Below are 19,187 nucleotides of genomic sequence, written 5' to 3' on the forward strand. Positions count from 1 at the left end.
ATTTTACCGGCCTATCATCCCTGTATCGGGAACCGCCTACTCCTCGAAGTGCGTGGTCACTTTCCCGGAGGACACAGCCGCAATGATCGACTGGGCCAGGTGGCGCAGCTTGATGTTGCGGTTGCTGGAGGCGGTCCGGAGGATGGTGAACGCTTCCTCCTGGCTGCAATGGTTCTGCGCCATGATGGCCCCCACTGCCAGGTCAATGACCGTGCGGGACTGCATGGCAGCTGTGAGGTCGTTCTTGGCGTCGCTGAGCTGGGCGATCTTGAGGGCGAGGCGCAGGGACTTGGAAGCGTGCGAGGCAAAGACCTCTGCACGTTCCACGTCCGTGGGGCTGAACGCGTTGGGCCGCTCTGAGTAGAGGTTCAGCGCGGCACGGGTGTCGCCCTCCACCATCAGGGGGACCGTGAGGACCGACCGCAGCCCCTGGTCGGCGGCTGCCTCCACGTACTCAGGCCAGCGGTCTTCGCGGAGGAGGTCCGGCACCATCATGGACGATAGCTCATCCATGGCGGTGAGGCACGGGCCATCGAGGGTGTTCTGGAGTTCATCCAGCACCCGGGCCCGATCGTCACTGCTGGCTGCCGTGGCCGACTTCTTCCGGCGCTGGACGGTGATGCCACAGTAGACGGGAGACTTGGGGTTGGAGAGGCTCTCTGCGGAGAACTGGGCGAGGTCGCTGAGAAAGGCCTCGACGTCTTCGCTGCCCAGGACGAGATCCAGAAAATATCCGTTCTGGAGAGCTTCCTGCTCAGGGCGGGGGTTGACCATGTGTGACGTTCCTACTGACTGAAAAGCGTCCCCAGCAGACAGCAAAGGAGCGAATTTGCCGCCCTCTGCAAAACGGTCTGAAAACACCTTATCGCCCAACGTTCACCGGTACAAAGTGCGGCACGACCTGCGGTTTCATGAACCTCACACGCTGCGATCTGTCAACTCACCGAGGGTGTCACTCCGGACAGAAAGTAAGTAGGCTTACTTTAACAGGCGGGTCCGACACGCGGACCGGTTCTCGGAAAGGAGACATCTGATGGGCGTAGGAGACAGCATCCGCAATGCAGCCGAAAACGCAATGGAAGATCTGGCAGGAACCTCCGACCCGGTGAACAAGGGACGGGTGCCGGAACCGAACGAGAAAGAGGACGATATCCACGTCCATTCCTCCCTCAGCGAAGGGTCCAACGCCAACGACTCCGACACCCCGGAGGAACAGGCCCGGCGGACATCCGGCCACGCCGCATCGGCAGGACCTTCCACCGGCGGCACGGATACCGGAGACACCTTCGCGGGCGACGGCGGCGTGCACACCGACAGCGACGTGAACCAGGACCGAGAAGGGGATGCGAACGTGCCGGCAGCTTCCGGTGACGTCCCCGGCCCGGCAGGCCTTCCCGACGGCGACCCGGACGCCTTGCGCGCGGACCCCTCAGAGGGCGGCGAAGACCCCTCCACCAGCATGGGCCGCGGGTAGCACTCCCGGGCGAGGCTGGATATCGGCTGAGCGGGGGCCGCGACGGACCTGAAGCGCGACGGACCCTAAGAAGGCACCGCCGCCGTGGACCCCCGCTCCACCAATTCCGTGCCAAGTTCGATCCGCTTCGGTAGCTCTTCATCCCCCTCCAAATGCCGGAGCAGCGCACGCATGGCCGTCTCAGCCATCTGGACCACGGGCTGGCGGATGGTGGTCAGTCCGGGCTCGATCCACTCCGCGGCGGGGATGTCGTCGAAGCCGATGATGGACAGGTCCTCCGGGATCCGCAGGCCGGCCGAGCGCGCGGCCCGATAGGCACCCAGGGCCTGGGCGTCGTTGCCGGTGAAGATCGCGGTGGGCCTGTTCTTCAGCGCCAGGAGGGCGCGGGTCCCCTTCTCCCCCGACTCGATGGAGAAGTCACCGGGCACCATCAGGCTCGAATCCACATCCACCCGGGCCCGACGAAGCGCAGCCAAATACCCGTCCTCGCGGGCACCACTGCACTGCAGGTCCTCACGTCCGCCGATCATGCCGATGCGCGTGTGTCCCTGCTTGAGCAAATGCTCCGTGGCTGAAAAGGCTCCATCCCAGTTGGCCGCCCCCACGGTCATCAACTCCGGACCGGGCTGCCCCACGGGATCGATCAGGATAACGGGGATGCCCAGCGACTTGATGCGCTGGATCTGCTTGGGGTCCAGTTCATAAACCGCCAGCAGCACGCCGTCGGACTTCCGCTCTGCAAGGTTCGCCAACCAGGGCCGGATGCGCGAGCCATCCAGGGACAGGCTGCTCACCACGGTGCCGTAGCCGGCTTCCTGGGCAACGCGCTCCACGCCCTCGATGATCTCGCAGGCCCACTCGGACCCCATGCCCGGGAAGACCAGGTCGATCAGCCCGGCCCGTTTCCTGCGCTTGGCCGGCCGCCGGGCGTAGTCGCGCTTGGCAATAATGTCTTCCACTTTGGCACGCGTTGCTGCCGCTACATGGGCATGGCCGTTGAGGACCTTGGACACCGTGGGCACGGACACCCCGGCCTCGCGCGCAATCTCGCCGATGGTTGCCCGTCCCGCGTCCTGCTTGGTTGCCATGAAGCCCCTTTCAGCCGGGGAATCACCTCCCGGCAACAACAGTTTCGGAAAGTTCCCATGCCTGAATCCGACCGCACATGCCGTAAATTCTGCGGGTTTTCCGTTCGCCCATCGTAGTCCTCGCCTCCTGCATGTAGAAAGTTTCCGCTGCGTCCAAGGCTGCCAACTGCTCGGCAGTGGCGCCTGCCTGCCTCGACGCACCGCCAGCCAGGTATCCACGCCAAGCGTCCGTTCGCCCACGCACCAGCCGCGCGGCCGCGGCATGGAAGTCGGCGAGCTCCGCGACTCCGGCCTCCAGCACGGCGGCTTTGAGGTCGAAATACCCTTCCAACGCCAGATCACGACGACGGCGCGCGGCCGCCTCAGCGGTGACGTCACCGCCGTCGGCGTTCTGTGACGGAAGCTGCGCCGCGCGGGCGTAAGCGTCGGAGTCCATCAGATACTCAGGCGGAAATGTCATGACAGCATCGCCGTTTTCGGGCAGGCCGGCGTTCTGCATGACCACCAGGACGCGCAGGTCACCGGAGTCGTTGATGGCGCGGTGAACCGTCCCGGGCGTAAACCACACCACCGCTCCGGGTTCCAACGGCGTGGAGGTGAACCCCCGTGAGTCCAGCGTCTCCAAGCGGCCGTTCCCCTGCTGCACCACGTAAGCCTCCGTTGATGCGGTGTGGAGGTGCGGCGATCCTCCCGCGGCTCCGTCGGCTCCCGGCCAGTCATAGATGCTCACCTCGGAAACTGCGGTGGCGCCCGGAAAGGTGCTGCACACTAGGCCCACGCCTCCAAAGCAACCCGCCCGGCTTCGGCGAGCGCCGCAGCCGAGTCGGCGTCCACGCTGCCGTCCGCAATCACGACGGCGTACCTGTACCTGAGCGGCTCGCCCACCTTGAGCGGGACTTCTTCGCTGAAGAACGGCGCCGAGCCGAGGCAGGCGAACATGGACGAGCGTGCGAACCATTGGTTGGAGGCGCCGGGGTTGGCTTGGTCCTCGACGAAGAGGATGGAGGACTTCCGGCAGGTGTCGTCGTGCTGGCCTGTGAATGCGATCCACGGTGACCGGGTACCCATGAATTCGTCCGCTCCGGAGCCTGTCTCCGAGCGGAATTCGCCGCCCGTGAAGGAACGGGGACCGCGCCAGAACAGCCCGCCGTAACCTGCGTTGTCGCGGCCTTCGGTGGTGGGGCTGCCGATGGTGATTTCAGTACCGGAAACATTCTCCATGGTGGTGTCGAAGAGCAGCACCCATTCCTCGCCTGAGGGCAGGAGCTGGATGGCGAAGCTCCGTTGTTCTGAAATGAGGGGCTTTCCGGGCGGAGCGGGTTCGAAGGATGTGCCGGGTTCCGCAGGCTGTGCCGTCCACACCAGGGATTCAGTGGCGGTGATCCCTTGCGGCGTTTCCTGGATGCGGGCGAACGCTTCGTGGTTCATGGCACCGTTGTTGTCCAGGTTCGCGTAGCCGGTGCTGCGGGTGTAGGTGGCGCCGCCCCAGAAGTTGTGCTCGCCCACGTTGGGAAGTGCCCACGACAAGCCTTTGTGCCAAACGTGGTCCCACGGTCGGTAAATGGTGACTTCGTCTCCCCCCAGGGTGGTGAGCGGATGGAAGAAGGGCCGGGGGCTTTCGTACTGGTCGTCCGCGGGCCGGTAGACATACGTGGCGAGATGCCGTCCGTCGAAACCGAAGGTCAACGAACGTCCGTCATCGAAGTAGCCGATGGTAGTTGTCGGGTCGGTCTGGGCTGCAGTTGTCATGGGAAGGTTCTCCTGATGATGGATTAGACGCGTGCTGTGGCGGCGAGGACGCTGGTGCCGAGTCCCTCGCCGTCCATGCCGCCATAGAAGGGATGTCCGGGAACGATGTCGCCGCGCCTGACGGGCTGGCCGGTGAAGGCTGAGGCGTAAATGGCGGCAGCGAACTCCAGTGTTTGCCGCGCTGAGGCCGCTCCGGCCGGGAGCGGCAATCCGGCGTCGAGCGCGTCATACATGGCCAGGAACTGGGCGGAGTGGCCGCTGCCCCGGTCGAGCGGTTGGGCGTTCCATGCCGTGGAGACGGGTTCCTCGTGGCCGGGCGCGGCGGTGATGGTCCAGTTGTCGGGGCTGTAGCCATAGAGGTGGCTGAGTTCAACGGTGGCGAATTCGCAGTCGATGCGGATATCGGACGTCTCCCGCGGGGACAGCAGTGAGTTGATCACGGTGGCCACTGCTCCGTTCCCAAAGCGGACCAGGGCTGCCGAGACGTCTTCGGTGGATGTTGCCCGTGCCTGCCGGGACGCGAGGGCTGTCACCTCTTCCCATGGGCCCAGGAGATGCAGCAGGAGGTCGAACTGGTGGATGCCGTGGCCCATGGTGGGTCCGCCTCCTTCGGCTTTCCACGTTCCGCGCCAGGGAAGATCGAAGTACTCGTCCGGCCTGTACCAGAGCGTGTCGCAGCGGGCCACCAAGGGACGCCCGAAGTCAGCTCCGCCAATCAGCGTGCGGGCCGCGGCAGAAGCGTCGCCAAAGCGGTGCTGGAACACACAGGAGAACTGGGCGCCACCGCGCGCTTGGGCCGTGGTCAGGCGGTCGAAGTCGGCCAGGCTGAGGGCCGGTGGCTTTTCCGACAGGACATGGGCGCCGGCTTCGAGGCACTCGATGGCCTGGTCGATGTGCAGCATCGGCGGAGTGCAGAGGTGGACGATGTCCGGCTTGGCCTCAGCAAGCAGCTCGCCCAATTGTGTGTAGCGACCGGGGATACCGTGCTCGTCGGCAAAGGACTGGAGCCGGTGGTCGTCCACGTCGCATGCTGCAACCACGTGGGCGCGCCCTTCGGCGCGGGCCAGGTTGGCGGCATGGACGGCAGCGATACCGCCCGTTCCGACGATGGCAACTCTGTAGGTGTTCATGGGAATCTTTCTGCTGAGAGGTCGGAAAGTTTCTGGTTTGGGGACGCGCCCGGAAAGCTCACGCACACAACAGCGGTGACCCCAGGGGCGCGGAGGATCGCTGGCATGTCGGTTGATGCATCTGTAGCCAGTCAACACTTTTGGCTCTGGAAAGTAAACACAACTTTCTGATAGTTTCTAAAAACTTCCTCCCAACCCAAGGAGCACCCAGTGACCAGCGGCGCCGCCGAAAAGCAAGCACTTGCCCGCATCCCCGCCCAGGACGTGGTGGAACATCTCATCCGTGAAATGACGCTCGAAGAAAAGCTCGCCCAATTGGTCGGCGTCTGGGTCAATGCTTCAACGGACGGTGACTCTGTGGCCCCGCTGCAGAACCACATGGCCGGTGACTCAAGAACGTGGGACGAGGTGATCGCCAAGGGCCTGGGCCAGATCACCCGGATGTACGGCACTGTTCCTCTGGAACCCTCCGAGGGCGCGCGACGACTTGCCGCCGCCCAGGAGCAGATCGTTGCTGCGTCCCGGTTCGGCATTCCGGCACAGGTCCACGAAGAATGCCTTGCCGGCTTGGCGGCTTGGAAGGCGACAGCGTTCCCGGTGCCCCTTGCCTGGGGTGCCACATTCAACCCCGAACTGGTGCGGCTTATGGCGTCCCGGATTGGACGGTCCATGCGCTCCCTCGGTGTCCACCAGGGCCTGGCTCCCGTGCTGGATGTGGTCCGTGACCTCCGGTGGGGCCGCGTGGAGGAGACCATCGGCGAGGACCCCTACCTGGTAGGCACCGTGGCCACTGCCTACGTTCAGGGCCTTGAGTCCACGGGCATCGTGGCGACACTCAAGCACTTTGTCGGCTACTCCGCTTCCCGGGCAGGCCGGAACCACGCGCCGGTCTCCATGGGACCGCGCGAGCTCGCCGACGTGATGCTCCCGCCGTTCGAGATGGCCATCCGGCATGGCGCGCCCCGTTCGGTGATGCACGCTTATACCGACGTCGACGGCGTACCTGCCGCCGCGAACCGCGCACTTCTGACGGGGCTGCTTCGTGAGGAGTGGGGCTTCACCGGGACTGTCGTTGCCGACTACTTCGGGGTCGCCTTCCTGGACGTCACCCATGGTGTGGCCGCAGACTCCGGCGACGCTGCCGCGCTGGCCTTGACGGCCGGCGTCGACGTTGAACTTCCAACCGTGAACTGTTTCGGTGGGCCTCTGCTGGCCAAGGTGCGTGAGGGAGTTGTGGACCAAACCACCGTGGACGAAGCCCTGCGAAGGGTGCTGCGGCAGAAAGCCGAGCTGGGGCTTTTGTCCCCGGACTTCCGTGCAGAACCACCCGCCCTGTCCGGACCCGTTGACCTGGATCCTGCAGAAGACCGGGAACTGGCGCGGGAGTTGGCGGCGCAGTCGTTGGTCCTGCTGAGCAACCGGTCCTTCAAGGGACAGCCAGCATTGCCGCTAACCCCCTCCGGCCCGGTGGCCGTTGTTGGCCCCTTGGCTGATGACCCCTTCGCCATGCTCGGGTGCTACTCGTTCGATGCCCACGTGGGTGCATCGCACCCCGACGTACCCATGGGAATCTCCGTCCCCTCGGTGGCAGCTGTGGCAGCCGGCCGGTATGACTCTGTTGCGGTGTCGGTAACCGGAAACTGCGAGTCGGCCACCGGGGAACAGATCGCGGACGCCTGTGCCGCCGCGGCTTCTGCGGACACGTGCGTGATCGTGGTCGGCGACAACGCCGGTTTGTTCGGCCGGGGCACGTCAGGCGAAGGCAACGACGCCGCCGGCCTGCAGCTTCCCGGCGACCAGCACGAGATGCTGGACCGCATTCTGGCGGTGTGCGGCGAAACGGGAACCCGGTCAGTGATCGTGGTCCTCAGCGGCCGGCCCTATGCCTTGGGCGACTTCGTGGATCGCGCCGACGCAATCGTTCAGGGCTTTTTTCCTGGCGAAGAAGGTGCCGCCGCCGTCTGGGACGTGCTGACCGGCGTCGTGAATCCGTCCGGCAAGCTGCCCGTCTCCGTGCCACGCTCCCCCGGCGGCCAGCCCGGCACTTACCTGCATTCGAAGTTGGCCGGCGCCACAGAAGTCAGTGCCTTGGATCCGTCCCCGCTGTTCGTTTTTGGTCACGGCCTCTCCTACACGACCTTTGACCTCTCGGACCATGGTTGCAGCGCCCCCACCATGTCCACGGAGGGAACGCTCACGCTGTCCTGCCGCGTGACCAACACGGGGTCCCTGCCAGGAGCGGAAATCGTGCAGCTCTACCTGGAAGATCCGGTGGGCGAGGTCGTCCGTCCGGTGCGCGAGTTGATCGGTTATGCCCGCATCGAACTGGACGCCGGAGCCTCCGCCATCGTCGAATTCGAGGTACACGCAGACCGTACGTCCTTCACGGGCCTGGATCTGGACCGCGTGGTGACCCCGGGGTTTGTGAAGCTGCACGTCGGGACATCCAGCAGCCACTACGCCGCCACCCACGAGGTCATCCTGGACGGCGCGCGCCGGGTGGTTGGCTTTGACCGTCAGATGCTGACGCCGGCCAGGGTCCGGATGGACTGACTCCGGCTCAGGCCATCCGGGCGTCAGCTTCCGGGTCGCGGCGGGAACTGAGCATGCCGGCGATCTTCTCCTCCAGCGCTGCCACGGTCGCTTCCGGGAGGACGATCAATCCGTCGAGTTCCTTGCGGGCCCGTTTGTAGGCCGTCTGCCGCTCCGCCGGGGTAGCGGCAACGTCCTCGGCGATCCGCAGCAGCTTCCTTGCCGTTGCCAGCCGTTGGCGTTCGGGCCCGGTGAAGTTGCCGTCCTTGATCCGCCGTGCTTCGCGCTCGGCTATGTCAAAGGCAATCTCGTAGCTGTGGACGGCCGCCCGGTATTCCGCCAGCCTGGCCGCCGTGGTGATGTCCGCGGCAGCGGAAGGCCGGACTCCGTCGGCTTCCTTCTTCGCCCGGAGGAACGCTACGGTCAGGGGTTCGCGGACATCCGTCATCAGCGGGAAATCGATGAGCTTTCCGACGTCGAGTTCGTAGTCCAGCCACTTGTGGTTGACGGCATCATGGGCCGCCATAAGCGCTGCGACTTCCGACTGGTTGGCCTGCTCCGCGATGGCCTGCTGGTTCTTGAGCTTGTACAACTCCACCTTGCGGCGGTGGCGCCGTTCGCTGGCCCTTGACCATGACTTGGCCCAGCCGCCGGCCACCCCGCCAAAGACGAACACGAGCCACCAGTAATTACCGACAAAGTCGAAGAAGGGTTCCACAGAGCCATCCTCCCACCGCCGCGGACCGGGCCTCAACGGTGGACCGGTGAAGGTTCGGCGTTCATGGGCTCCGAAGCTCGGCCCCAGCATGACGAATCCTTAGCCTCGGCATATTTTGCCATTAGCGATCCTTTTGACTGGGTATGCTCGTCCGGACCGTTAGTGCTATCCGGAAGGACCTGCCGTGACCACCACGAATGACCACAACGACGTGGCCTCCACCCGCCCCCTGAACATCGTCGTCGCGGGATCCACCAGCGCCGCCGGCCAGGCCGTGGTGACCGCGCTGCTCAAGGCCGGCGCCAAGGTCGCCGCCGTGGATCTCGATGCTGCGAGGCTTGAGGTCCTGGCCGCGTCCCACCCCGGCGTTGCCACCTACACCTGCAACCTGGCGAACCCGGAATCAGTGGCGAAGCTTGCCGCCTCGGTACACAACGACCTCGGCCCCGTGGACGGACTGATTCACCTCGTGGGCGGCTGGAGGGGTGGCGATGGCATCACGGGCCAGAAGGACGAGGACTGGGACGTCCTGCACACCAGCATCATGACCACCCTCCGGAACACCTCGCGCACCTTTTACCCCGACCTTGAAGCCTCACCGCGCGGCAGGTTGGCGATCGTATCGGCCACTACGGCAGCCAAACCCACGGCTTCCGGCGCCGGCTACTCGGCCATCAAGGCTGCATCCGAGGCATGGGTCCTCGGCGTGGCCGACGGCTTCAATGCCGCACAGTCCGGCCACAAAACCGAGCCCAGGGAGCAGACCTCCGCGGCAGTGGTGTTCGTAGTCAAGGCCCTGCTGGATGACGCCATGAAAGACGCTGCACCGCACCGCAAGTTCCCGGGCTACACGCACGTCAACGAACTCGCCGAACACATAGCAGCCCTCTTCACCGCCCCGGCCGCGGACCTGAACGGGACCCGGCAGCACCTGGGCTAGCTGCGCTGTCGCACCCTGTAGCTAGCATGGCTGTCATGGACCAGCGACTGCACTTCATCACCTTTGCCACGCCTGATCTGGACCGGGCCCGCGCCTTCTATCAGGACGGGCTCGGTTGGGATCCACTGATGGACGTTCCGGGCGAGATCATCTTCTTCCAGGTGGCCCCCGGACAAGTACTCGGGCTCTTCGATGCCGACAAGTTCAATCAGGACCTGGGCGGCTCGGCGGCAACCACCGGCGTCAGCGGCGTGACGCTTTCACACAACGTTGGCAGCGAGGCAGCGGTGGCCAGCACCATCGAGCAATTGAAAGCCGCTGGCGGCACCGTCCTCAAACCGGCCCAGGCGGGCGACTTCGGAGGCATCTTCCACGGCCACGTCAAGGACCCCAACGGCATCGTCTGGGAAATTGCGTTCAACCCGGGCTGGCGGATCGACGACGCCGGCACGGTGGTTTTCGGATAAGCACTGCCTTGAGATAAGTCGGGCTTGTGGCATACCAAGAGCATTCTGAGGCTGGCTTAGTGGCTCTATCCTTGCGCAATACCCTGCTGCTAGGGCATTCTGGAATACCAAAAGTTGACGTCTGCCCTGCGGCAGCGCGTCGGCATCCCCTTGCCCAGGAGTACAACGATGTGCCTTCACGACCACACCTCAGCACCTACGCCGAAGGGCGAACTGCCTCGCCGCGGAATCCTCGCCGGAGCCGCCGCGCTGGCCGGAATCTCGGTAGCAGGAATCGCCAGCCAACTCGCAACAGCCCCTGCAGCCAAGGCTGACAACCCCAATTCCGGCCCCAACTACCCCGGCCAGCCGCTCACTGTTCAGGCGGTCATCATCGAGGGCGGAACGGTTGTCGACCCCAAGACCGGCGACGCCGTGGCCGACGGTGTCGTGGTTCTCGACGGCGGTAAGGTGACCGCAGTCGGAAGCCGGGATGAGACGCGCAAGGCTGTTGCCGCCGTCGTGAACCGCGCCCGCGTGCTGAACGCCTCCGGCCGGTGGGTCCTGCCGGGGTTGGTGGATGCCCACGTCCATGCAAATGCGCTGGCAGACGCCCGCCTCCTCCTCCAAGGTGGTGCCACCAGCGTCCGCAGCGGTTCGAGCACGTTCTACCAGGACATTGCCCTGGCCGCCCTGCCGTCGTGGGCACCGGGCGTTTCACCCCGCATGACCCCCGCCGGCCTCTTCATTTCACCGGATCAAGGCGACTCGCTTCTGGCCGATCCGGACCTATCTCCCCTGGCCACCATCAGCGGCGGCATCACCGAAACGCAGGATCTGGCCTACCTCACCCGGGTCAACATCAAGCGCGGGGCAAAGGTCATCAAGACCCGGGCCAATCCGCGCGCAGGCCTGCCCGAACAGGACCCCCGCGAGCTGGTCTATGACGTGGAGCAGATCGGCGCGATCGTGAAGGCCGCCAAGGGCGCCGGCGTCCTGTGCCATGCCTACAGTGCGGAGGGTATCGACGGCGCTGTCCGGGCCGGGGTGAAAAGCATCGAGCACGGCGTTTTCGTATCGGAGCAAACCATCCAGGAGATGGCCCGGCGGGGCACCTTCTTCACCCCCACTATGGATGCCATCACCAGCATGGCCGGGTCCAGCAACCCCGTCCTGGCTGCCCGCGGCAAGGAATACACCCCGATCCTCCAGGCCGCCGTGCGCGCTGCGAAAGATGCCGGCGTCACGATCGTTGCCGGTACCGACTCCTTTGGCACCGACGTCACCCCGATCGGCACAGAGGCGCGGCTCCTGGCCGAAGCAGGCCTGTCACCCCTTGAGGCACTGCAGGCGGCCACAACCAACGCGGCCCGCTTGCTTGGCCGCGGTGACGAGGTGGGCAGGCTGGTTCGCGGCTCAGTTGCCGACGTTGTAGTGGTGGACGCGGACCCGTTGACGGACGGCACCGCCCTGGAGAAGGTCAGCACTGTCATCGCGCAGGGAGCCGTGGTCAGGACGAACCTCTAACTGGCCGGTTGGGGCTCCCGTGCGGTGGTAAACCGGCTCTCAACGAGCCTGAGCAATGGGCGCGAGTTCAAGCACAGGAGATACACCACCAAGCCAACAACAAACAGCATCAGCCAGGCTGTGGTGGACAGCAGCACAAAACCGGTGACGAAGAGTATGCCTGCGTTCCCCAGGGACACGCGTTTGTGGGCACCGAGGCTGTAGACGGCAAGCCGGTGGATGTCCACGGTCCGGAAGGTGAAACGGGACAGCAGCAGGAAGGCATGGGCTGCCGCCGTGCCCACCAGGATGCCGAGTCCCAGGAGGCCCGCCCGGGCAGCAACCGTTTCAGGGTTGCTGCCCGGCAGGCTGAGGAGGTTGGCACAGATGACAGCAAGGACGCCCAGGTAAGGCAACCCCACCACCAGCGCCTGTCCGAAATTGTTCCGGTAAGACCCCAGGAAGTCCCGGAACACCCCTGTGTCCTCTCCGGCAATAAGGCGGTTGAAGGCGTAGCAGGCAGCAACAACCGACGGCCCGGTCAGGAGCAGCGGCAGCAGGGCGAAGGGCCCGATCACGCCGACGAGCAACGGCGACACAACCAGGAGGATGTTGGTGGCCACCAACAGGCCGCCGACGATCATCACGCCCTGGACGGTACCGGCGGCCTTGAACAGGGCACCGGTTCCGAACTCTGCTTTCCTTGCTGTCATCAGCTGCTCCTGTCTGGAAACTACTTCTTGTCCGCGTAGGCCTTGTACGCCTTGTTGGCGAGATCTACGTATTTGGCCATGCCCTTGCTGTCCAGTTCCTTGACGTAAGCATCGAACTCGCCCATGCCCCGCTGACCAGTGATGAACTTGAGTGCGTTCTGCTTGACGTGGTCCTTGAGCGGGGTGAGTGCCAGCGTCGCTTGTTCGCGGTCCACATCATTGAACGGAACCGGCGGCGCAACGGGACGGGGAGTCTTGGCCTTCATGGCGTCCTGGAAGGCGAGTTCTTCGTCATTGAACGTCGAATGCAGCAGTTCCGTAGGCCCGCCGTAGGCGAAGTTACCGCCGGAGAAGCCGTAGTCCACCCGCAGGTCCTTGGTCCCGGCGGGGTTGAGGCCCTGGAAGTTGATGTCGGCTGCCAGCTTCCGCTTGCCACCTTCCTTGGTGAAGGTGGTGCCCTCCACGCCCCATTTGCTGAACTCCTGCCCGGCATCGCTGTAGAACAACCAGTCGATGTACTGGATCAGCGCAACAAACGACTCCTTGTCCTTCACGGACGAATTCAGCATGATGCCGTTCTCCAGGCGTGTTCCGCCAATGATGTCCCCCTCCGGTCCCCCCGGAACCGTGATCTTTCCAATCTCGAAGTTGCCCTTGCCCAGAGACTGTTCCATGGACGTGCGGTAGGTGATGACGTTCTGCGAATTGGCGCTGATGACGAACGACTTTCCGGAGACGAACTTCTGAATGGCGGCGTCGTCGGTCTGCGTAAAGCTCTCCGGATCCATCAGACCTTCAGACACCAGGGAGTTGAAGTACGCGACCAGGTCTTTGAACTTCTCCGATCCGGCGGCGAAGCCGAATTCCTTCTTGTCCTGGTCGAACAGGAGCCCGTCAACCAGGCCCCATCCCGCGACCGTTCCAAAGGTCGGTGCTGCGAAATTCAGGACGCTGTCACCTTTGAAACGATCGGAGAACGGGATGACGTCCGGGTAGGCCTTCTTGAGTGAGCGGAGTACTTCGCGGAACTCATCCCAGGTCTTGGGCTCGGACAGGCCTTCCTTTTTCAGGATGTCCTTGCGGAAACACAGCGAGTAGTCAGGCCACAGCTCCTCGTGCAGGCCGGGAAGCACGTAGTACTTGCCGTCTTCCTGGGTAAGGGCCTCGATTTCCGGTTCGAGCTTCCACTTCTTGACCTTGTCCTGGAAGTGCGGCATCAGGTCCACGTAATCACTGACGGGCAGCACGGCACCGGCGGACACGAAGGCCGATTCCTGTCCCGGGTAGGTCTTGGCGATGATTTCCGGCGCGCTGCCGGAGCTGATGAGGAGGCTGCGCTTCTGTTCGTAATCGCTGTTGGGAACGATGGTGGGTTCAAGAGTGACGTTGTTGTCCTTGGCCATCTTGGTGAAGAGCAGCCAGTCCTTCTTGTAGGGGTAGGTCGGCTGGTCCGAGAACAGGAACGTGAACGTCAAAGGCTGCGTCGCCTTGAACGTGTCTCCGACGCCGAAGCTGTCCATGGCGCCCGTCCGGTTCTTCGAGGTATCCACTTTTTCCGTGGTGTCCGCATCGCATGCGGTCATGACCAGACCGATCGTGACCACGGACGCCAGGCCCAGGAAGTCCCTCCTGCGGAACTCTCGTTTGGTGATCATTGGGTGTCCTTTCATAAGGGTTATTCCTTGACGGAGCCGAGCATCACGCCCGAGAAGAAGTACTTCTGGACGAAGGGATAGACACAAAGGATGGGGATGACGGTCAGCACGATCGTGACCGACTGGATGTTGGCCGCGATCTGCCCAACGTTCTCTGCCGTGCCGCCTGCCGATCCGGCCGTGGTGACCCCGGCAATCATGTTGCGGAGGTAGATGGTGACCGGGAACAGGTCCGGGTTGTCAAGGTAAAGGAACGCCTGGAACCAGGAGTTCCAGTTGGCCACCGCATAGAAGAGGACCATGGTGGCAACAATCGCCTTGCTCAGCGGAAGGACCACCCGGAACAGGATCCCGTACTGGGTCAAGCCATCAATGGAAGCCGCCTCTTCCAGTTCGCGGGGCATGTTCTCGAAGAAGGACTTCATGATGAGCAGGTTGAAGACGCTGATGGCATTCGGCAGCACGACGGCCCACAGGGTGTCCCTCATTCCCAGGGAACTGATGAGCACATAGTTGGGAATGAGGCCGCCGTTGAAGAACATGGTGAACACCGCCAGCCCGATGAACAGGCTTCGGCCCTTCAAGTCCTTCTTGGCGATCGCATAGGCAAATGAGGTGGTCAGGACCATGGAGATGGCGGTGGCCACCACGGTGTACAGCACGGTGTTGCCGTAGTTGGTCCAGAAGGCGGAGTCCGCCAGGATCAGCTTGTAGGTCTCGGTGTTGAAGCCCAGGGGGAACAGGTTGACCTGCCCGGCATTGATGAAGCCTTCACTCGAGAAGGACTGGGCAATGATGTTAAGGAAGGGATAGACGGTCAGAAAGACCACCAGCAGCAGGAACACCAGGTTGAAAGCCCGGAACACCCGCATGCCGGTGGACACTTTCATGTCCGAAAGGAGCACACCGCGTTCGGCTCGTGAAGTTTTGCTCACCAGAGGCTCGTTCCTGCGACGCGCTTGGAGATCGCGTTCGCTGAGAGGATCAGCGTGAGGCCGATGACGGATTCAAACATTCCGATCGCAGCCGCGTAGCTGAAGTTGCTGGATTCCAGGCCCACCCGGTACAGGTAGGTGGAGATGACGTCGGAGGTCGCGTAGTTCAGCGGGTTGTAGATCAGGAGGATCTTTTCGAAGCCCACCGCCATGAACGTGCCGATGTTGAGGATCAGCAGGGTAATGATCGTCGGGCGAATCGCCGGCAAGGTGACGTGCCAGGTCTGTTGCCATCGGTTGGCCCCATCGATTCTGGCGGCCTCGTATAAGGACTCATCCACCCGGGTCAGTGCGGCCAGGTACAGAATGGCGCCCCATCCCATGGTCTGCCACACCTCGGAACTGATGTACATGGGCCTGAACCAGGTGGGGTCCTGCGTGAAGTTCACGGTGTTGCCGAACAACGCCTCCGAAATCTGGTTGACGGTTCCCGTCAATGAGAAGTTCTGGAGGATCATGCCGGCGATGATCACCACGGACATGAAATGCGGCAAGTACGCCACGGTCTGGACGAACTTCTTGAACTTCTGCGAGCGCAGCTCGTTGAGCATCAGGGCAAAGATGATCGGCATCGGGAAGCAGAACACCAATGTAAGGACGCCCAGGATGATGGTGTTCTGGAACGCCTGCCAGAAGCTGGGATCGTTGATGAAGAGGGTGATGTATTTGAAGCCCACCCACTTCTCGCCGAAGATGTTGCCGCCGGGCTGGAACTGGCGGAATGCGATCACGTTCCCGGCCATTGGCAGGTACCGGAAAACCAGGAAGTAGGCCAGTGGTAGCGCTAACAGTGTGTACAAACGCCAATCGCGTTTGAACGCCAGCTTCCAGCTTCCGGGTTTGTCACGCCGCTTCTGCTGCGGCTTGTCCTCTACGGCCCCGGAAGGAGGAGCGTCCATTCTCAGTGCCATGCTCCCACTCCTTCCGCCAGCACCAGGACGCCGTTGGCTTCCAGCTCAACCGGGCCCTTAACCGCGCGTCCGCTGAGGAGGTCCGTACCGCCGTCGAGCACGTCCACCCGGGCCGGCGCGTCATTGTGGTTGAGCACCATAAGGAAGCTGCGGCGGGTGCCCTCAGCGTTGATAGCGTCACGACGGCGGGCCTGGACTCCGGCGGGTGCGTCCAGTACCGGTTCCACGCCTGAGGCCTGGAGTTCCTCATCGAGCAACTGCCGGAGCAGGTCGTCGTCCACGCGTGCTGACAGATACAGGGCAGTCCCCCGGCCAAAGGAGTTGCGCGTGACGGCCGGAGACCCCGCGAGCCGGCCCGAGGCGTAGCTGGCCACGACGTCCGCTGTTACGGCATGCAAGTGTTCGGTCCAGTAGCCTGCGGATGACGTTCCACGGTCGGCCGTCACGAGCTTTACGCGTTCATCCTCGCCGGCAAGGGGATGCATCTCCTCGCTCCATGCACCCAGGACGTTCCGTAGCGCGCCGGGATACCCACCCAAGCGGATCGTGTTGTTTTCGTCCACGATGCCGGACAGGTAGGAGACCACCAGCCGGCCACCGCCCGTGACATAGTCCTCGACCCCAGCGGCCGCCTCATCGGTGAGGAGGTACGACGCCGGCATGATGACCAGGCCGTACTGGGAAAGGTCGCTGGTGGCGTTGACGAAATCAACGGTCACGTTTGATTCGAAGAGCGGACGGTAGAAGCGAAGAACTTCGGTGGCGTAGTTCAAATCGGAGCGGGGTGAGTTCCCCAACTCAAGGGCCCACCAGCAGTCCCAATCGAAGACGATTGCCACCCTTGCCGCGGACCGGGTGCCCGTAAGGCCGGCCAGTGACTTCAGTTCCTGGCCCAGTTGGCACACCTCGCGGAAGATCCGGGTGTTGGGACCGGCGTGGTTGACCATGGCCGAGTGGTAGCGTTCCGTGCCACCCCGGGCCTGGCGCCACTGGAAGAAGAGGATCGAATCAGCGCCCTGGGCTATGGCCTGATAGGAGCCCAGCCGCATCTTTCCCGGAAGCTTGGATACGTTGATGGACCACTGGCTCACCGCGCCCGTAGCCTGTTCCATGACCAACCACGGCTGGCCGTGGCGCAGTGAACGCATGAGGTCGAAGTTGAGCGCAGCTGCGATATGTGCGTCGTCTTCGCGGGGATCGGGGTAGATGTCCAGCGCGGCGGCGTCTTCTTCCGCTGCCCATGCCCAGTAGTCATTGGTTTTGTAGAACCGCATGAAGTTGGTGACGATCGGCAGGTCCGGGCTGTGCTTGCGGAGGATGTCGCGTTCAGCCTTGAAGTGCTCCAGCATGCTGTCCGAGGTGAAGCGGTGGAAGTCCAGGCGCCGCGAGGGATTGGACCATGTTCGCGGCTGGGCGGGCACCCGGACCTGTTCCCAGGCGGTGTAGAGCTGCCCCCACACCGCGGTGCTCCAGGCCTCGTTTAGCGCCTCCAAGGACTCGTATTTACGCTGCAGCCATTCACGGAACGCTTTCTCCGCCCAGGGGCCGTAGGACGCCGGACCGTATTCATTGCCGACATGCCACATCCGGAGCGCAGGGTGGCCGGAATAGCGCTCGCCCATCTTGTCCGCCAAGGTCAGGGACTTCTCCCGGTAAACGGGGTGGGAGACATCAAAGTGCTGGCGTGACCCGAAACCGAAGATACTGCCGTCCGCGCGTTCGGGCATGATGTCCGGGTGCTGTTCAACGAGCCAGGCGGGCGGGACGGCGTCCGGGGTGGCGAGGTCCACGCCGATTCCGTGCTCATGCATCAGGTCCATGACCTCGTCGAGCCATTCGAAATCGAACACGCCGTGGCTGGTCTCCAACCGGCTCCATGAAAAGACCGCGAGGGTCACGAGGTTTACGCCGGCTTCCTGCATGAGCCTGGCATCTTCCTGCCAGACCTCGCGGGGCCATTGTTCGGGGTTGTAGTCGCCGCCGTAGGCAATGCCGCCGAGGCGTTCGTGCAGGCGTTTCAAGCGCTCTTCCGCGCTCTGTAATTCCGCTGGGTGGATGGTCATCTTTGTCCTTCGCTCGGCCTTCGTCGCCCCAAAAGCTTCAGTGCGACGCGCATCACAGGGAGAAACTATCGTAAAGTTTTGGCAATAACAACAGTTCAATATCGGAAACTTGCGAGTAACTTAGCGGCCCTTAATCGGCGCTGGCGTAGGACTTTCCGGCGATGGGTTGGCGTTGGGGCCGGGATGAATCGCAAAATTCCCACAGAATGTGGCTGTTTCTTTCTGCGATAATTCAGAAACTTTCCGGCTGCCGGGCCGTACTCGCGAGTTCGCGGGAAGCCTTCGAATGGGCCCGGAAAGGAACAGCGACCTCGGCGCATTCCCGCGATTGTGCGGAGAAGCTCAGGATAATCCGTTGACACGTGACTAAATGGTCACCTATTCTGAACCCATGGACGCCGTGTTTAAAGCACTGGCAGACCCCACCCGGAGGGAACTGCTCGATGAGTTGTTCCGCGAGGACGGGCAGACCCTCAGTGCCCTCGGAGCCCGGTTCGAGATGACCCGTTTCGGCATCGCAAAGCACCTCAAGCTGCTGGAAGATGCAGGCCTGGTGGTCACCCGCCGTCGGGGGCGTGAAAAGCTGCACTTCCTGAACCCGGTCCCCATCCGGCTCATCCACGATCGCTGGGTGAGCAAATATGCAGAACCATGGGCCGCTGCCCTCAGCGACCTGAAATCCAGATTGGAAAGTCCCATGGAAAAGATCTTCGAAATCTACATCAAGACCACGCCGGAGCGGCTCTGGGAAGCCATCACCACCAGTGAGATCCGGAGCAAGTACCAGTTCGGGAACACGTTCACCTCGGACTGGACGCCCGGTGGGAAGTTTGAGATGCGGAACGTCAAGGCTGATGAACCGCTCGGCGAAGGCGAGAACATCGAGGTCGATCCGCCCCGCCGGCTTGTCCAGACCATGCGCGCGTTGTGGGGCGAGGACGTCAAGGCCGAGGGAACCTCGCGGATCACGTGGGAGATTGAACCCGTGGGCGATTCGTGCCACCTCACCGTGACGCACGACCAGCTGCGCGAGGGCGCCAATGACCAACTCTACGGCGGCTGGCCCATGATCCTCTCCGGCCTGAAGACGTGGCTGGAGACCGGCGAAACGCTCACCACGCCGGGCTCGCTCATGTACGCCTAGGGGAACCCAACTAGTACGAAAGTAGTGGTGGGTTAGGCTGCGGTGACCGGGGTGATGGTGACGTTGTAGCCGAGGTTGTTGAGTTGTTTGATGGCGTTGTTCTTGGCTCTGGTTGGGTTGATC

At 63.3% G+C, this 19,187-nt stretch carries 17 protein-coding genes; 6 read left to right on the forward strand and 11 right to left on the reverse strand.

Annotated elements, in window-relative coordinates; all coding sequences use genetic code 11:
* Positions 1–36: 36 nt before the first annotated feature.
* Positions 37–774, reverse strand: a complete 738-nt coding sequence (locus ACSVIE_RS12340; protein ID WP_426006328.1) for an ANTAR domain-containing protein — start codon at positions 772–774, stop codon at positions 37–39.
* 259 nt (positions 775–1,033) lie between these two features.
* Between ACSVIE_RS12340 and ACSVIE_RS12345 the strand changes: the two genes are divergently transcribed.
* Entirely contained in the window at positions 1,034–1,474 is a 441-nt protein-coding gene (locus tag ACSVIE_RS12345) for a hypothetical protein (RefSeq protein WP_426006326.1), read from the forward strand.
* 65 nt (positions 1,475–1,539) lie between these two features.
* On the opposite strand, the gene ACSVIE_RS12350 is transcribed toward ACSVIE_RS12345, so the two are convergent.
* The 4 genes from ACSVIE_RS12350 to ACSVIE_RS12365 are packed head-to-tail and all read right to left on the reverse strand — an operon-like array spanning position 1,540 to position 5,441.
* Positions 1,540–2,562, reverse strand: a complete 1,023-nt coding sequence (locus ACSVIE_RS12350) for a LacI family DNA-binding transcriptional regulator (RefSeq protein WP_442424027.1) — start codon at positions 2,560–2,562, stop codon at positions 1,540–1,542.
* A 22-nt stretch (positions 2,563–2,584) separates the two neighbouring features.
* Positions 2,585–3,331, reverse strand: a complete 747-nt coding sequence (locus ACSVIE_RS12355) for a cupin domain-containing protein (protein ID WP_442424028.1) — start codon at positions 3,329–3,331, stop codon at positions 2,585–2,587.
* Positions 3,331–4,311 (reverse strand): PmoA family protein, encoded by a 981-nt coding sequence (locus ACSVIE_RS12360; RefSeq protein ID WP_442424029.1) that lies wholly within the window; start codon positions 4,309–4,311, stop codon positions 3,331–3,333. The genes ACSVIE_RS12355 and ACSVIE_RS12360 overlap by 1 nt, the downstream gene beginning before the upstream one ends.
* 23 nt (positions 4,312–4,334) lie before the next feature.
* Positions 4,335–5,441, reverse strand: a complete 1,107-nt coding sequence (locus ACSVIE_RS12365; RefSeq protein ID WP_442424030.1) for a Gfo/Idh/MocA family protein — start codon at positions 5,439–5,441, stop codon at positions 4,335–4,337.
* Between the two features lie 210 nt (positions 5,442–5,651).
* On the opposite strand from ACSVIE_RS12365, the gene ACSVIE_RS12370 reads away from it, so the two are divergent.
* Positions 5,652–7,994 carry a glycoside hydrolase family 3 N-terminal domain-containing protein gene (locus tag ACSVIE_RS12370; RefSeq protein WP_442424031.1) on the forward strand — a complete coding sequence of 781 codons (2,343 nt, stop codon included), beginning with the start codon at positions 5,652–5,654 and terminating at the stop codon, positions 7,992–7,994.
* 7 nt (positions 7,995–8,001) lie between these two features.
* On the opposite strand, the gene ACSVIE_RS12375 is transcribed toward ACSVIE_RS12370, so the two are convergent.
* On the reverse strand, positions 8,002–8,691 hold the full coding sequence (locus ACSVIE_RS12375) for a hypothetical protein (RefSeq protein ID WP_442424040.1): 690 nt from the start codon (positions 8,689–8,691) through the stop codon (positions 8,002–8,004).
* Positions 8,692–8,875: 184 nt separating this feature from the next.
* On the opposite strand from ACSVIE_RS12375, the gene ACSVIE_RS12380 reads away from it, so the two are divergent.
* From ACSVIE_RS12380 to ACSVIE_RS12390, 3 genes are all read left to right on the forward strand, one after another.
* Positions 8,876–9,631, forward strand: a complete 756-nt coding sequence (locus ACSVIE_RS12380; RefSeq protein WP_442424032.1) for an SDR family oxidoreductase — start codon at positions 8,876–8,878, stop codon at positions 9,629–9,631.
* Positions 9,632–9,666: 35 nt separating this feature from the next.
* Entirely contained in the window at positions 9,667–10,098 is a 432-nt protein-coding gene (locus ACSVIE_RS12385) for a VOC family protein (protein ID WP_442424033.1), read from the forward strand.
* Positions 10,099–10,266: 168 nt separating this feature from the next.
* Positions 10,267–11,604 (forward strand): amidohydrolase family protein, encoded by a 1,338-nt coding sequence (locus ACSVIE_RS12390; protein ID WP_442424034.1) that lies wholly within the window; start codon positions 10,267–10,269, stop codon positions 11,602–11,604.
* Here ACSVIE_RS12390 and ACSVIE_RS12395 read toward each other — a convergent pair.
* The 5 genes from ACSVIE_RS12395 to ACSVIE_RS12415 are packed head-to-tail and all read right to left on the reverse strand — an operon-like array spanning position 11,601 to position 17,920.
* Entirely contained in the window at positions 11,601–12,296 is a 696-nt protein-coding gene (locus tag ACSVIE_RS12395) for a YesL family protein (RefSeq protein WP_442424035.1), read from the reverse strand. The two genes, ACSVIE_RS12390 and ACSVIE_RS12395, sit on opposite strands and share 4 nt — an antisense overlap.
* A gap of 20 nt (positions 12,297–12,316) precedes the next feature.
* On the reverse strand, positions 12,317–13,966 hold the full coding sequence (locus tag ACSVIE_RS12400; RefSeq protein ID WP_442424036.1) for an ABC transporter substrate-binding protein: 1,650 nt from the start codon (positions 13,964–13,966) through the stop codon (positions 12,317–12,319).
* Between the two features lie 5 nt (positions 13,967–13,971).
* Complete coding sequence (locus ACSVIE_RS12405) at positions 13,972–14,841, reverse strand: carbohydrate ABC transporter permease (RefSeq protein ID WP_426007496.1); 870 nt, start codon at positions 14,839–14,841, stop codon at positions 13,972–13,974.
* Between the two features lie 41 nt (positions 14,842–14,882).
* Positions 14,883–15,857: an ABC transporter permease gene (locus ACSVIE_RS12410; protein ID WP_426006311.1), complete on the reverse strand. Its 975-nt coding sequence runs from the start codon at positions 15,855–15,857 to the stop codon at positions 14,883–14,885.
* The gene (locus ACSVIE_RS12415; RefSeq protein ID WP_442424037.1) at positions 15,848–17,920 is read right to left on the reverse strand and encodes a beta-galactosidase; all 2,073 of its coding nucleotides are present in this window, start codon (positions 17,918–17,920) and stop codon (positions 15,848–15,850) included. The genes ACSVIE_RS12410 and ACSVIE_RS12415 overlap by 10 nt, the downstream gene beginning before the upstream one ends.
* A 391-nt stretch (positions 17,921–18,311) precedes the next feature.
* Between ACSVIE_RS12415 and ACSVIE_RS12420 the strand changes: the two genes are divergently transcribed.
* Positions 18,312–19,064, forward strand: coding sequence for an ArsR/SmtB family transcription factor (locus ACSVIE_RS12420; protein ID WP_442424038.1), 753 nt, complete (start codon positions 18,312–18,314; stop codon positions 19,062–19,064).
* The last annotated feature ends 123 nt before the right edge of the window (positions 19,065–19,187 follow it).

This window comes from Paenarthrobacter sp. NCHU4564 (assembly GCF_052156435.1).
Classification (GTDB): domain Bacteria; phylum Actinomycetota; class Actinomycetes; order Actinomycetales; family Micrococcaceae; genus Arthrobacter.